The organism is Pseudotabrizicola alkalilacus, assembly GCF_003443995.1.
Classification (GTDB): domain Bacteria; phylum Pseudomonadota; class Alphaproteobacteria; order Rhodobacterales; family Rhodobacteraceae; genus Pseudotabrizicola; species Pseudotabrizicola alkalilacus.
In genome coordinates this window covers 205,556-219,745 of the sequence record NZ_QWEY01000004.1, presented here as the reverse complement: position 1 = coordinate 219,745, position 14,190 = coordinate 205,556, and the positions used below count along the sequence as shown (strand labels likewise).

The following is a 14,190-nucleotide window of genomic DNA, read 5'->3' as shown; positions in this document are numbered from 1 at the left end:
GCTGCGCTCAGTCGCCGGACAGGCCCACGGTCACCCCGCCGCAGACAAACAGCGTCTGCCCGGTCACAAAACCGGCGGCGGGCGCGCAAAAGAACGCCACCGCATTCGCCACATCCTCTGGCTCGCCCATCCGCCGCACCGGCACCTTGTCGATGATCTGGCGGGTCAGCGGCGCGTCTGGCGGATTGTTGGCCCAGAACGCCTGCGTGCCAATCGGGCCGGGGGCGACGCAGTTCACCGTGATCCCGAACGGCGCCAGTTCCAGCGCCCAGGTCCGCGCCATCGCCTGCGCCGCGCCCTTGGTTCCGCTATACAGCGTGCGCAGTTCCTTGCCCAAGGTAACGCGGCTGGTGTTCATCACGATCCGGCCCTGCCCCGCCGCCTTCATTCCCGGCACAAAGGCCTGCGCGCAGATCAGCGAGGTCCGCAGGTTGATGTGGAACAGCCGGTCAAAATCTTCCAGCGCCACATCCTCCAGTGCCGCCGGGGCGACCAGCCCGACATTGTTCACCAGACAGCTCACCGGCTCCGCCGCTGCAATCGCCGCAGCCGCTGCGACCGCCGCCCCGGCGTCAGACAGATCCACCTGCACGAACTGGTCCGGTTGCCCTTCGGGCCGGGCGATATCCAGAACGATGGTCCGAAAGCCATCTGCCGCCAGCCGCGCGGTGATGGCAGCCCCAATCCCGCGCGCGCCCCCGGTGATGACAGCGGTTTGCGTCACCTGTCATCCTCATGGATCGACGAGGGGTGACGGCACAATGGCACCACATCCATCTTCATCCAGGGGTACAGCGGCAATCCGGTCAGTACCTCATGCAGATGTGCGTTATCACGGCAATCAAAGATCGAGATGTTCTTGTACTGCCCGGCAACCCGCCAGATGTGCCGCCAGATTTTCTGCCGCTGCAGATCCTGCGCATAGGCCTTTTCGCGTGCCTTGATCTCCGCCATTTCGGCCTCGGGCATATCCGTCGGCAGAAGAACGGTCATTTCCACTTGATACAGCATTTATCCCTCATTCAGCGTGTTGCGTCGGTCCAGATAGGCTTGCCGCCAGCGGGTCACGAACACCCGCTCGAACAGATCGCCCTGATGAAACGGGTCGGCGGCAATAAAGGCCTCGGCCTCGGCACGGCTCTCGACTGCCACCAGATACAGCCCGCCACTTGCCGCCTGCCCGTCATCCGAAAGCTTGGCCCCGCAGGCCAGCAGCAGGTGCCGCTGCGCCTCCAGATACTCCAGATGCGCGGGCCGAAGCCGGAGACGCAGGTCTCCGGCTTCGGCTTTGTCGAATGTCTCGATCATGTATGGCATCAGATCAGGCCCCCATCTGACCCCAGATCACGACGGCCCCGCCAAAGATCACGCCCAGATAGAGCAGAATCAGCACCATATAGCCCATGATGTCGCGCAGCTTCAGCCCCGAGATCGCCAGTGCCGGCAGCAGCCAGAACGGTTGCACCATGTTGGTCCACTGATCACCGATCTGCACCGCAACAGCGGTCGCGGGGATCGGTGCTCCCAGCTGGCGCGCGGCTTCCATCATCACCGGGCCCTGAATCACCCACTGCCCGCCACCCGAGGGCACAAAGATGTTGATCAGACCGGCCGAGATGAACGACCAGATCGGCAGCGTCTCGGCGGTCGAGATGCTGACAAACCAGCTGGCAAAGGTCACGATCAGGCCAGAACCGGACAGGATACCCAGGATACCGGCATAGAACGGATACTGGATGATCACGCCGCCCAGAATCTTCACCCCGTCATTCAGCGCCGCCAGAAAGCGGTTGGGCGTCACAAACAGCAGGATGCCGAGGAACAGAAAGACGGTGTTGACAAAATTCAGCGTGATGGCACCGCCGTTCCACAGATAGAGAACGGCATACAGCACCCCGAACAAGCCGGTGCCAACGCCGATGATCACACTGTTGTTCAGCTTTTCGGCAATCGAGTCGCGGCTCGTATCCGGCTCGGTCACCCGCGCCTGCTCACCGGCATTCACCTCTTTGATGTCAGCCGGATCTTTCGGCAACAGCATCGCGTTGAAGAACGGCAGCGTCAGCACCACCAGCGCGCTGGTGATCAGCATGATCGGCGAAAAGATCGTCTCCGACAGTGGCACCAGTCCGATGGTTTCTTCCAGAAAGTGTCCGGGGGTGTTGATCAGCAGCGGCACCGAGCCCGACAGGCCGATGCCATAGATCGCAAAGCCGGAATAGCCCGCCGCAATCACCAGCGGATAGTGCAACCCCTTGACCTTGTGCCCCAGTTTCTGCGCGATCAGCGTACCGATCACCAGACCAAAGCCCCAGTTCATCCAGGTCGCCACCCCCGCAATCATGGTGGCGGCAATGATCGCCCCGCGTGGGGTGGTGACCGGCGCAATCAGCTTGTCCATCAGCCAGTTCACCAGCGGCGTCCGGGCCAGGATATAACCCGCCAGCAGAATGATCGTCATCTGCATGGTAAAGGCGAGCAGGCTCCAGAAATCCTTGCCCCAGTATTGCGTGGCTTCCAGGAATCCTGTGCCCTGACCGAATACGGCAAGGACGATGGTCAGCGCCGTCAGGATGATCGCCACAACCAGCGGGTCGGGCATGTAGCGGCTCATGATCCGCATGAAGAAATTCGCAAGCGTGTTCATCTGTTCTCCTTCAAAGGCTTCCCCGAGCCTTATGTTATATGCTTATCAAAACTTATCAGTTATATTGTCAACGTATAAATTGACCGGAGCATATGATGCAGAACAGTGTGACCATACTGGGAGCCGGTGTGATGGGCCTTGGCCTCGCGCGGCATTTCTTGCGGGCGGAGTTTGTGGTCGCGGTGATCGACCCATCGCCCAAGAGCCTTGAAAACGCACGGGTTCTTTTGGCGCCCGCCGTATTATCAGGCCCCACGCCCCTGTTGGTAACTGCCTTCGCCGACCTGCCTGACAACTGGCGCGACTGCCCGCTGGTGATCGAAGCCGTGCCGGAACGGCTGGACATCAAACGGGCCGCCCTCGCCGCGGTGGAATCGTTTTTCCGGCCCGATACCCTGATCGCCTCCAACACATCGGGGCTGACGACGACAGAGCTGACCGAAAGCATGGCCCACCCGGAGCGGCTGGCCATCGCGCATTTCTTCAATCCGGCGGATGTGATTCCGGTGGTGGAACTCGTCGCCTCGGCCAGTATGCCCGCAGCGCGGCTGGACGATCTGGCCACGCTTCTGCGCCGGTCGGGCAAGCTGCCCGCGATCCTGCACCGCGAAGTGCCGGGCTTTGTCGCCAATCGCATCCAGCACGCAATGATGCGGGAATGCTTTCACCTGCTGCAGGAAGGTGTCGCCGATGCCGCGACCATTGACGACATCCTGCGCTGGTCGATCGGGGTGCGGATGGCGGCCTTTGGTCCATTTCTGCAACGCGATCTGAACGGGCTGGACACCCATCTTGCCATCGCAGATTACCTCTATCCCGGCCTGTCATCCACGACTAGCCCGGCTCCGACCCTGCGGGCCAAAGTGGCGGCGGGGGATCTGGGCCGCAAAACCGGGCGCGGCTTTTACGACTGGGACGCGACGCGCGAACAGCGGGTCCGGACCGCAGAAGCGGCGCTTGCGGGGCTGATCCGCGATCTGACCGCGCAAGAGATGAAAGAGGGAGAGTAGAATGCAACGCTGGAAACACCGCCCCGACGGGTCCAACTGGGGCCGCTTTGGCCCTGATGACGAGCTTGGCACCCTCAACCACATCGGCCCCGACCAGCGCCGCGCCGCTGCCGCCGAAATCCGCGAGGGGCTGGCGTTCTGCCTGTCGCTGCCGCTGGACATTCCCGGCACCGTCACCATTCACCCGCGCCGCAAACCGCCCCGGCTTCAGCCGACCTTTCTGGGCGACACGCCCTATATCAATTACCCGCTGGAGAATGTCGCAGCAGGGCTGCAGGACGTGCTCAGCGATGATCAGGTGCTGCTGTCGACCCAGTATTCCACCCAATGGGATTCTCTGGCACATGTCGGCGCGCTGTTCGACGCTGACGGAGACGGCGTGGCCGAGCCGGTCTATTACAACGGATTCCGCGCCGGCACCGATGTCGAGGGCCAGACCGAGGGCAGCCCGCATGGATCGTTTGCACGGCGGCTGTCGGTGTCGGCCATGGCGCAAAGCGGTGTGCAGGGGCGCGGCGTGCTGGTCGATCTGCTGCGTGCCTTTGGCCCCGACCGGCGGATCGTCGGCCTTGACGATCTTCTGTCGGTGATCGCGGCCCAGCAAGTCGAGGTGCGGCAGGGGGACATCCTGATGCTGCGGACCGGCTATGCCGAGGCGCTGTGGGACATGCAAAGCGCGCCCGACCCCGAACGGCTGGACCAGACCGGCGCGGTGCTGGATGGCACCGATGAGGCCTTGAAAACCTGGATCAGCGACAGCAACATCGCGGCGATTGCCGCTGACAATTACGCGGTTGAAAACCCGCATCTGTCGCCGGATGATTGTTGCTTCAGACTGCCGCTACACCATCATTGCCTGTTCAAGCTGGGGATGCCGCTGGCCGAGCTGTGGTACCTCCGCGATCTGGCCGGGGCTTTGGCCGAACGCGGGCGCAACGCGGTCTTTCTGACCGCGCCGCCGCTGCGCCTTCCGGGCGCGATCGGATCTCCCGTCACGCCCATTGCAACGATCTGAGTAACCTCGGTTGCGCCTGTCCGCTAGGGTCGCTGTGCGCCGGTGGTGGTCAGGTAGATGGCATAAAGCGACGATGTAGCGGTGATAAACAACCTGTTGCGGCGCGGGCCGCCAAAGCACAGGTTTGCCACCGTCTCGGGCACCAGTATCTTGCCCAGACGATGCCCATCCGGGCCAAAGCAATGCACGCCATCGGCAGCGCTGGACCACAGATTTCCGGCCAGATCGGTGCGGATGCCATCCGGCACGCCTGCGTCGATCAGCGCAAACACCCGGTCGCGCGACAGTCTGCCATCCTGCACATCAAAGGCGCGGATATGGCGCGGCGTGTCGGGGTCATGGCTTGCGCCAGAGTCGGCCACGTAAAGCGTTGATTCATCGGCTGAAAACGCAAGCCCGTTGGGTTGGGTGAAATCATCAGCAACGCGCGTGATTGCGCCGGTTGCGCCATCCACCCGGTAGACGCCACGAACGGGTTGTTCCGGCGTGGCCTGATACCCCTCATAATCCGACAGAATCCCATATGTCGGGTCGGTGAACCAGATGCTGCCGTCGGGGTGAACCACAACATCATTGGGAGAGTTCAGCCGCTTGCCCTGATACGCCTCGGCCAGCACGGTGGTTGTGCCATCGGTTTCGGTACGGACCACCCGACGCGTGCCGTGTTCGCAGGTGACAAGACGCCCCTGACGGTCACGGGTCTGCCCGTTGGCAAACTGCGATGGCTGGCGAAAGGTTGTCACGCTGCCCCCCCCGCCGACAGCCGATGCCGCATCTGCTGCCCAGCGCAGAATACGCTGGTTGGGAATATCGCTGAACAACAGGCATTGCAGATCGTCAAACCACACCGGACCTTCGGTCCAGCGGCAGCCGGTGTAAAGCTGGTCCAGCGCGGCTGACCCGATAATTAGGTTTGAAAAGGCGGGATCATCGATCTGATAGAGAGGGGCGGCCATGGGAAGTCCTCTTAGCGGATGGCGTCTTTGCGGCCACTGGCCAACAGGATGACGGTGATGATGATAACGCCGGTCATGATCAGGCGGACACCGGCGCCGACGCCGTAGGTGTTCAGCATCGACACAACCAGAAACATGAACAAAGACGCGCCCCAGATGCCCGGCACGTTGCTGTCACCGCCCGCCACAGCGGTGCCACCGATCACCACAACGGCAATCGACATCAGCAGGTATTCGGACCCCATATTCAGCGCCGCCCCACCCGAGAAACAGGCCAGAAGATAGCCGCAGATGGCGGCGAGAATGGCGCAGAACAGGTAGGTGACAAAACGGTTGCCATCCACCGCAATGCCCGCCATCCGGGCGGCGGGCAGACTTTGGCCGATGGCCATGATCCAGCGGCCATAAGGGGTGCGATGCAAAAGCACCCAAGCAACCGCGGACATCAGCAGCGCAACAAGGGCAATGTTGGGAATGCCAAGGCTGGTCGATGTGGTAAAATCGGCGAGCACTTGCGGCGGTTTGATGCGCAGCCCACGATTGGTCCAGATCGCGGCGGATTGCACGACAAAGCTCATGGACAGGGTGGCGATGATCGGCGGAATGCGCAGTGCCTTTATCAGCGCATAATTCAGCGTGCCGACGCCGCCCCCGATGAAGATCGCGATGATCAGGCCGTGCAGAACCAGACCGTTCTGACCGTCCATGTATTTCAGCGCCACGGTTCCGGCGAGCGCCATGGTGGCAGGCACCGAAAGGTCGATATTACCGGGGCCGAGTGTGATCACGAACATCTGCCCGATCCCGACCAGCACCGAAAACGCGGCAAAGGTCAGCGCGGCCTGACTGAGACCGACGGTTGAGGCCCCGCCCGTGACGCCGATGGTGGCAAGCCAGACCGACACTGCGGCGACAAAGGACCAGATCCATGGCTTTGCAAACAGGGCTTTCATCGCGCACCACCTTTGCTTTCCAGACGGTTCAGTAGCAGGCGCACGGCCAGCACGATGATCAGTATCCCCCCTTGTGCGCCAATCTGCCAGTCGGGCGAGATCCGCAGGAATGACAGGAACGACCCCGCCAGCGTCAGCGTCAGCGCGCCGATCACCGCACCGACGGGTGAGATACGGCCGCCGGTAAACTCACCGCCGCCCAGAATGACCCCGGCAATCGACAGCAATGTGTAGCGCAGCGCGATATTGGCATCTGCGCTGGTGGTCAGCCCGACGAGGCAGATGCCAGCAGCGACGGCAAAGCAGGCCGCCAGCGCATAGGCCGAAGCGCGGGCCGCAATGACGGACCATCCTGCGCGCTGCACCGAACGCTGGTTGCCCCCGACGCCCCGGATCAGCACACCCAGCGATGAGCGCATGATCAGCAGATGCGCAAACACCGCCAGCAGCACACTGGCGATGATCGCCATCGGCACCAGCGGCGGTTTCGAGATCATTACCGCCCGCGCCCATTCCGGAGCCGTGCCCCCCGGCGCAGGCAAGATCAGCACAGCCAGCCCACCCCAGACAAAACTCATCCCAAGGGTGACGACAATCGACGGCAGATCGCGCAAATAGATGATCACCCCCAATGCCGCATAGGTGGCGATGGCCCCCAGCAGCACCAGTACGCCTAAGATCGGCGTATCATGCAGATAGGTGGCGGCCACGCAGGCGACAAAGCTGACAAAGGTGCCCATCGACAGGTCAAGATCGTTCACCGCCATGATCAGCATCTGCGCAATGGTGGCCAAGGCAATCGGTACGGCCAGATTGAACAGCAGGTTCAGGCCGTTATAGCTCATCGCCCGGGGCTGCAGATAAAACACCCCTGCCAGCAGCAGCAGCAAAGACGCCACCGGAACGGCGATACGAAGCATGTCAGTGGAAATCCTCATGCTGCCGTCCCCTCGAATGAGGCGGCCAGAATGTTGTGCTCACTGATCGCGTCGCCGGTGAGTTCGGCCACGATGACCCCTTCGCGGAAGACATAAACACGGTCGCAAAGCTGCATTTCTTCCATCTCGGTCGAGTACCAGACAAAGGTGCGGCCCGCTTCGGCCTCGGTGCGGATGATGCCGTATACCTCTTGCTTGGTGCCGACATCGACGCCGCGCATCGGATCATCCATGAGAACGACAGGCGCGCGGGTGGACAGGGCACGGGCGAACAACACCTTTTGCTGGTTGCCGCCCGACAGAGACAGGATCGGGTTTTCCATATTGGCGGTGCGGATCTCAATCCGGGTCTTCCATGTGGCCCCTCGCGCAGTTTCCGCCCCGTCCTGCAACAGCCCCCGGCGCGACAGATCGCTCAGCGTTGCAATTGTCATGTTCTTCAGGATGCTCCAGCGGTCAAAGATGCCGTTCTCGCGCCGGTCCCCGGCAACAAAGGTGACGGCGGGGTCACGGCGCGGCCACCATTGCGGGGCGTGATGATCGAACAGCGCCAGCAGCATCCGGGTCTGGCCATGGCCGCCTAGACCCGCCAGCCCGACAACCTCACCCTTGCAGGCGCGGAACGGCTGGCCTTTGGCCATAGGCAGGTCCAGCACAGACTGGCTTGCACCTGTGCTGCGGCGGGCTGTGGCCTGATGTGTGGCAACACTGCCCATCGCCTTGACCAGTCCGGCATGGTCAAAACCACCTGCGGCCCGTTCGGCAACGATTTTGCCATCCTTCATCACCACGATGCGACTGGCGGTCTCAAGTATTTCATTCAGCATGTGGGAAATCAGGATCACGGCCCCGCCCGCCGCCACAAAGCGGCGGACATGGGCCAGCAGTTGCGTGGCAAGCCCGGCATCGAGGGACGAGGTTGGCTCGTCCAGGATCACCAGACGTGGCGGCTGGCCTGCATCAGAAAACGCCATGGCGATTTCCACCATCTGACGCTGCGCAATCGACAACACCCCGACCTGATCGCCAACATCAATGCCATGGCCGGGAAACACGGCATCAAGGCTGGCCGCTATGATCGCGCGCGCGCGCGCACGCCAGCCAAAGCCGCCCAAAGTGCGGTGCATGATGCGCGTATTCTCGATGATGCTCAGGTTCGGACAAAGCGACAGCTCCTGAAACACACAGCGCACACCGCGATTGCGTGCCACGCCGATGCCGTAGGGCGCAAGCCGGGTGCCATCGCTGAAAATCTCGCCCTGCTGCGGGGTCAGGCCACCGTTGATGACCGAGACGATGGTGGATTTGCCCGCGCCATTATGGCCGACAAGGCCAATACATTCACCGGGCAGAATCGCAAGCGACACCCCGTCAAGCGCCCGCACCTCGCCAAAGCGCACGGCGGCATCGGAAACTTCGAACACGGCTGGGGGCAAGAGCATGGGGGTCTTTCGATCGCGACAGGTGCAGGACATCCGCCCATGGCGGTTGGGTGCCAGCGCGACGCATCGCGCTGGCTGTCAGGGCATTATTTCGCGGCGTCGATCACCGCGATGGCATCAGCCTGACTGTATTCGACATTGGCAACGCCACCCGCCTGCGTGTTGGCAAGGTTGTCTTCCAGAGTGTCCTGATCAATGCGCAGGAATGGCACTGTCAGATCTTTCGGCACCTCGTTGCCGTCAAGGATCTGCTGCGCAACCCAGAACGCCAGCGTCGAGACGCCGGGGGCAATGGACACCGACATGGTGGCATAGCCGTTGGCGTCTTTCTGCTCTTTCCACCACTTTAGCTCGTCTTCGCGGTTGCCCATCACGATGACCGGCATCGGGCGATCCGTGGCAGCAATCGCCTGTGCCGCGCCGTAGCCGTCGCCGCCTTGGGTCACAACGCCTGCAATCTCGGGCAGCGAGGGCAGGATGCCGGCGACAGCCTTTTGCGCCACGTCCTGTGCCCAGTCGCCATGCACAGAACCCACAATCTTGAATTGCGGGAACTGCGCCACCCCTTCGGCAATGCCAGCCGAGATTTCATCATCGACAAACACCCCGGCAAGCCCCCGGATTTCCAGCAGATTGCCGCCTTCGGGCAGTACCCCTGCAAGGTATTCAACCTGACTCCGGCCCATTTCCTTGAAGTTCACCGCAATGCGCCAAGCACAGGGCTCGGTCACGATACCGTCGAATGACACCACGGTAATTCCCGCATCGCAGGCCTCTTTGACCGCACCGTTCAGGGCAGTGGGCGACGCTGCGTTCAGCACGATCGCATTATAGCCCTGCAGGATCATGTTCTGAATCTGGGCCGCTTGTTCGGTGGCCTGATTTTCAGCCGTGGTAAATGCGTCAGCGCCCGCGACGGTGCCATCCGCAACCGCCGGGCCCGTGATGGTTTCCCAGCTGGTCAGCATGGCCTGACGCCATGAGTTACCGGCATAGTTGTTTGAAAGGGCAATCGTTTTATCAGAGGTCTCTGCCAATGCGGGCATCGCCACAGCAAGGATCGTGGCCGAGGCCAGCAACATCGTTCTGGTATTCATGTCTCTCTCCCTAAGTGTGCTGCGCGCGTGGCAGCCTTTCTTTTGCCGCCTCGCGGGGCGGCCGAATTCTGCTTGTCTTCCTGTTGAGCTTCCTCCTCCCAACAAGATCAGGATGGGCGAGAAGCCAGAGTCTGTACAGGTTTTATCAGGCAGTACATTTGCGGGATTTCGCCGCGAATCTGCGGGTTCCCGCAAGGGCGGTGCGATGAATGCTGTAGGTCTGGCGAGACTTCTCTGCGATGATGACTCGTTGACGGAGGTTGCTTTAGCAGAGGGTCCAGGATGGTCGAAACCTCTCCCGCGGTTCTGCTGAAACATCTGTTCAGTATCTCGCATCTGATGGCCGGGCAGCTTGATTTCCGGTCTGCCATTCAGGCGGTCGCGACCGAAATTGCACAGATATTGCCGCATGATCATCTGGATGTGTGTATCCTGGGCCTGAACGGACAGTTTCATACCGCCTATGAAAGCGGGATCGAAACCGACTGGGGCAAGAAACCGCACGCGCCCATCGCCAACAGCCCGATCCGGGAGTTGTTGCAGGGGACGGTTGATCACATCCTGACCAAAGACGCCTGCATGGACCCACGGTTTCAATGTGCAGGGGAGTTTTACAAGCCGATCCATGACCACGGATTGCGCGCCCGCATTCATGTGCCGATGATGGTGCATGGCGAAGTGATCGGGGCCTTCAGTGCCTCCATGCAGCGGGCCGAGGCTTACGATTCCGAACACGTGCGCATCGCGCGCTATATTGCTGATCTGCTGTCACCGTATTTCTATGCCCTCCGTGCGGCAGAACAGGCCCAACATTCGGCAATCATCGAAGCTGCGGCGCGCGCGCGTGAAGAAGGGTTGCGGCTGGGGGCGCTGAAGCTGACCGAGGCGCTGGAAAGCGAACGTCAGCGGATTGGTATGGATCTGCACGATCAGACGCTGGCCGATCTAACCCGGCTGGCCCGCCATCTGGAGCGTCTTCCCCATGCCAGCCCAGCCCCGGCAGAAGCGTTTGACCCGGTCATCCGCGGCCTGCACCGCTGTATGCAGGATCTGCGTCAGATCATCGAACAGGCCAAGCCGTCCGTGCTGCAACTGTTCGGCTTTGCCCATGCCGTGGAACATTATCTGGATCGGGCAATCCGCGACTCGGGCCAAGGGATAGACTGGACGCTGACCGACGAGTCCCACGGGGCATTCGATGCGCTGGAACCGGCGATCAGCGTCGCGCTGTATCGCATCGCGCAAGAGGCGATCAACAATGCGGTCATTCATGCCGAAGCAGGCCGCATCACGGTTCAGCTGACGGCAACGCCTGTGCAGATTTCGCTGGCTGTCAGCGATGATGGCTGTGGTATTGCGAAAAAGCGCACCCGGATTGGCAGCGGAATTGACAATATGAAGACGCGGGCGCGGCTGATCTCGGCGCGATGCACCTTGTCTGCAGGAATTGGTGGCGCCGGAACCAGCGCCAGTATTGTGCTGCCGTTGGCGGCAGTGAGACAGGACGTGGCGGAATGAATGCGGCCCATATGGAAGTTCTGATTGTCGAAGACGACCTGTTGCACCGGATCTATCTGCGCGAACAGGTCAGTGCCGCGCTGCCGGAATGCGACACCATCTTTGAGGCCGAAAACGGCGCGCAGGGCGAAACGCTGGCGCGCGCGCATCGCACGGCCCATATCGTGATGGATTTGCAGATGAACGCCCGCAACGGCATCGAAGCCGCGCGCACGATCTGGCTTGAACGTCCCGACACCCGCATTCTGTTCTGGTCAAACTATGCCGACGAAGCCTATGTGCGTGGCGTCAGCCGGATCGTGCCAAATGGCGCAGCCTATGGCTATGTTCTGAAATCCACCTCGGAAGAGCGGCTTAAACTGGCACTCCGCAGCATATTTGTCGAAAATCAATGTGTGATCGACAATGAGGTGCGCGGCATGCAGCAGCGCAGTTTTGCGCAAGCCTCGGGCTTCAGCGAATCCGAATACGAAATCCTGATGGATATTGCGCTGGGGATGACCGACCGAGCAATTTCAAAGCGCAGGCATCTGTCGCTACGGTCGGTGCAGAACCGTTTGCAGCAGATCTACAGCAAGCTGGAAGTTCACCAACCTCCCGAAACCCTCCGTGAGGATGGCGCCTTCAATCTGAGGGCCAGAGCTGTCACCGTTGCAATGATGCGCAAACTGCTGAACTACGGCGCATTGGAGAAGGCCGAGGCAGAGCTGCAATCCTGGCTCAAGGGGAGCTAGCGGCTGCCCAAGGACACCAAGGCCATGTCATCGCATAGCCTTGCGATCAGGATCGGACAGGCGTTGCCGCAGCGTGCAGCGCAAATGGCCTGTCAGTGATTGTGCCTTGGCAGCGTGCTGCTGATCCGCACGAATTTGTCGGCCCCCTCGATGGTGGCGCCATCGACAAGCTGGGTAACCGTTGCCCGGTACATTTCTTGCCACGGCGTCGCCGAGGCGGGCACGGGCGGCAGACCCTCTTGCGTTCGGGCGGCAATCTCATCCTCGTCCACCAGCATGTCACAGCGCCCGGCATTCAGGTCAATCCTGATCCTGTCGCCAGTGCGCAGCCATGCCAGCCCGCCGCCCGCCGCACTTTCGGGTGAGGCGTTCAGGATCGAGGGGCTGTCCGCCGTGCCCGATTGCCGCCCGTCGCCGATGGTGGGCAGGCTGGTGATGCCCCGCTGAATCAGGCGATCCGGCGGCTGCATGTTCACCACTTCGGCAGAGCCGGGCCAGCCAAGCGGCCCTGCGCCCCGGATCACCAGAATCGAGCGCTCGTCGATCTCAAGCGCGGGGTCATTGATGCGGGCATGGTAATCCGTTGACCCGTCAAAGACAAAGGCCGTGCCCTCAAACACCCCTTCGCGTCCCGGTTCAGACAGGTAGCGGGCGCGGAACTCATCCGAGATCACACTGGTTTTCATGATGGCGAAATCGAACAGGTTGCCCCGCAACACCATGAACCCCGCCCGCTGCATCATCGGCTTTTCATAGGGACGGATCACCTCACGGTCGGTCGCCTCGCGCCCGGCCAGATTGTCCGCAATGGTTTTGCCCGTCACGGTGGGGCAAGTGCCATCCAGCGCCCCGGCCTGAAGCAATTCCCACATCACCGCAGGCACGCCGCCCGCGCGGTGGAACCGTTCGCCCAGATAGGCCCCGGCTGGTTGCACATTGGCCAATAGTGGCACGTCATAGCCGTGAGTCTGCCAATCCTCGGGGTGCAGTTCGGCACCGGCATGACGCGCCATCGCCATCAGATGCGGTTGCGCATTTGTCGATCCGCCAATGGCCGAATTGACCCGGATCGCGTTCAGAAATGCCGCCCGTGTCAGGATCTGCGACGGGCGCAGATCCTCATGCACCAGTTCCACCGCGCGTAGTCCGGTGCGATAGGCAATCTGGCCCCGCTCCCGATACGCCGCCGGAATGGCCGCACAGCCGGTGAGTGACATGCCAAGCGCTTCGGCAATGGCGTTCATGGTCGAGGCCGTGCCCATCGTGTTGCAGTGCCCGATCGACGGCGCGGAATCGAGCGCTGTCTGCAGGAACTCGTCGCGCGTGATCTCGCCTGCCGCGAACTTGCGGCGCGACTGCCAGATGACAGTGCCGGACCCGACCAGTCGCCCCTCGTGCCAGCCATCCAGCATCGGGCCGCCCGAAAGCACGATTGCGGGCAGATCGACCGTCGCGGCGGCCATGATCGCCGAAGGCGTGGTCTTGTCGCAGCCGGTGGTCAGCACAACGCCGTCAAACGGGTAGCCGTACAGCAGTTCCACCAGACCCAGATAGGCCAGATTGCGGTCCAGCGCAGCGGTGGGGCGCTTGCAGTTTTCAAACAGTGGATGCGACGGGAACTCGATAGCGATGCCCCCCGCATCGCGGATGCCGTCGCGCACCCGCTTGGCCAGATCCAAATGGTGGCGGTTGCAGGGGTTCAGGTCGCTGCCCGATTGCGCGATGCCGATGATGGGCCGCCCGGAGCGCAGCTCTTCCGGCGTTGTGCCATAGTTCATGAACCGCTCAAGATACAGCGCAGTCATGTCGGCATGATCGGGGTTGTCGAACCAGTCCTGGGAACGAAGACGGCGGGGCGACGGGTCGGTCATGGCATGTCC

At 61.9% G+C, this 14,190-nt stretch carries 14 protein-coding genes; 4 read left to right on the top strand and 10 right to left on the bottom strand.

The features are described 5' to 3' along the window. Positions 1-7 precede the first annotated feature (7 nt). The 4 genes from D1012_RS09855 to D1012_RS09840 are packed head-to-tail and all read right to left on the bottom strand — an operon-like array spanning position 8 to position 2,647. On the bottom strand, positions 8-724 hold the full coding sequence (locus D1012_RS09855; protein ID WP_118151623.1) for an SDR family NAD(P)-dependent oxidoreductase: 717 nt from the start codon (positions 722-724) through the stop codon (positions 8-10). After that, on the bottom strand, positions 721-1,011 hold the full coding sequence (catC, locus tag D1012_RS09850; protein ID WP_118151621.1) for a muconolactone Delta-isomerase: 291 nt from the start codon (positions 1,009-1,011) through the stop codon (positions 721-723). The genes D1012_RS09855 and catC overlap by 4 nt, the downstream gene beginning before the upstream one ends. Then, positions 1,012-1,317 (bottom strand): YciI family protein, encoded by a 306-nt coding sequence (locus D1012_RS09845; protein WP_118151619.1) that lies wholly within the window; start codon positions 1,315-1,317, stop codon positions 1,012-1,014. 4 nt (positions 1,318-1,321) lie between these two features. Next, entirely contained in the window at positions 1,322-2,647 is a 1,326-nt protein-coding gene (locus D1012_RS09840) for a short-chain fatty acid transporter (RefSeq protein ID WP_118151617.1), read from the bottom strand. A gap of 95 nt (positions 2,648-2,742) precedes the next feature. On the opposite strand from D1012_RS09840, the gene D1012_RS09835 reads away from it, so the two are divergent. Together D1012_RS09835 and D1012_RS09830 are read left to right on the top strand one after the other, a co-directional pair. Continuing rightward, positions 2,743-3,657 (top strand): 3-hydroxyacyl-CoA dehydrogenase NAD-binding domain-containing protein, encoded by a 915-nt coding sequence (locus D1012_RS09835; protein WP_199489468.1) that lies wholly within the window; start codon positions 2,743-2,745, stop codon positions 3,655-3,657. A gap of 1 nt (position 3,658) precedes the next feature. Further along, complete coding sequence (locus tag D1012_RS09830) at positions 3,659-4,672, top strand: cyclase family protein (protein ID WP_118151613.1); 1,014 nt, start codon at positions 3,659-3,661, stop codon at positions 4,670-4,672. Between the two features lie 23 nt (positions 4,673-4,695). Here the strand turns inward: D1012_RS09830 and D1012_RS09825 are convergent, their stop codons facing one another. The 5 genes from D1012_RS09825 to D1012_RS09805 form a co-directional block, all read right to left on the bottom strand. Beyond that, entirely contained in the window at positions 4,696-5,628 is a 933-nt protein-coding gene (locus tag D1012_RS09825) for an SMP-30/gluconolactonase/LRE family protein (protein WP_118151611.1), read from the bottom strand. Positions 5,629-5,639: 11 nt separating this feature from the next. After that, entirely contained in the window at positions 5,640-6,581 is a 942-nt protein-coding gene (locus tag D1012_RS09820) for an ABC transporter permease (RefSeq protein WP_118151609.1), read from the bottom strand. Continuing rightward, on the bottom strand, positions 6,578-7,519 hold the full coding sequence (locus D1012_RS09815) for an ABC transporter permease (RefSeq protein ID WP_118151607.1): 942 nt from the start codon (positions 7,517-7,519) through the stop codon (positions 6,578-6,580). Before D1012_RS09815 ends, D1012_RS09820 begins: the two co-directional genes overlap by 4 nt. Beyond that, positions 7,516-8,961, bottom strand: coding sequence for an ATP-binding cassette domain-containing protein (locus D1012_RS09810; protein ID WP_118151605.1), 1,446 nt, complete (start codon positions 8,959-8,961; stop codon positions 7,516-7,518). The genes D1012_RS09815 and D1012_RS09810 overlap by 4 nt, the downstream gene beginning before the upstream one ends. Before the next feature lie 86 nt (positions 8,962-9,047). Beyond that, positions 9,048-10,058: an ABC transporter substrate-binding protein gene (locus D1012_RS09805; RefSeq protein ID WP_118151603.1), complete on the bottom strand. Its 1,011-nt coding sequence runs from the start codon at positions 10,056-10,058 to the stop codon at positions 9,048-9,050. Positions 10,059-10,340: 282 nt separating this feature from the next. Between D1012_RS09805 and D1012_RS09800 the strand changes: the two genes are divergently transcribed. Then, on the top strand, positions 10,341-11,576 hold the full coding sequence (locus D1012_RS09800) for a GAF domain-containing sensor histidine kinase (protein WP_118151601.1): 1,236 nt from the start codon (positions 10,341-10,343) through the stop codon (positions 11,574-11,576). Positions 11,577-11,587: 11 nt separating this feature from the next. Further along, complete coding sequence (locus D1012_RS09795) at positions 11,588-12,310, top strand: response regulator transcription factor (RefSeq protein WP_118151835.1); 723 nt, start codon at positions 11,588-11,590, stop codon at positions 12,308-12,310. A 92-nt stretch (positions 12,311-12,402) separates the two neighbouring features. Here D1012_RS09795 and D1012_RS09790 read toward each other — a convergent pair whose 3' ends face one another. Continuing rightward, positions 12,403-14,181, bottom strand: coding sequence for an IlvD/Edd family dehydratase (locus D1012_RS09790; protein WP_118151599.1), 1,779 nt, complete (start codon positions 14,179-14,181; stop codon positions 12,403-12,405). Positions 14,182-14,190: the final 9 nt, after the last annotated feature.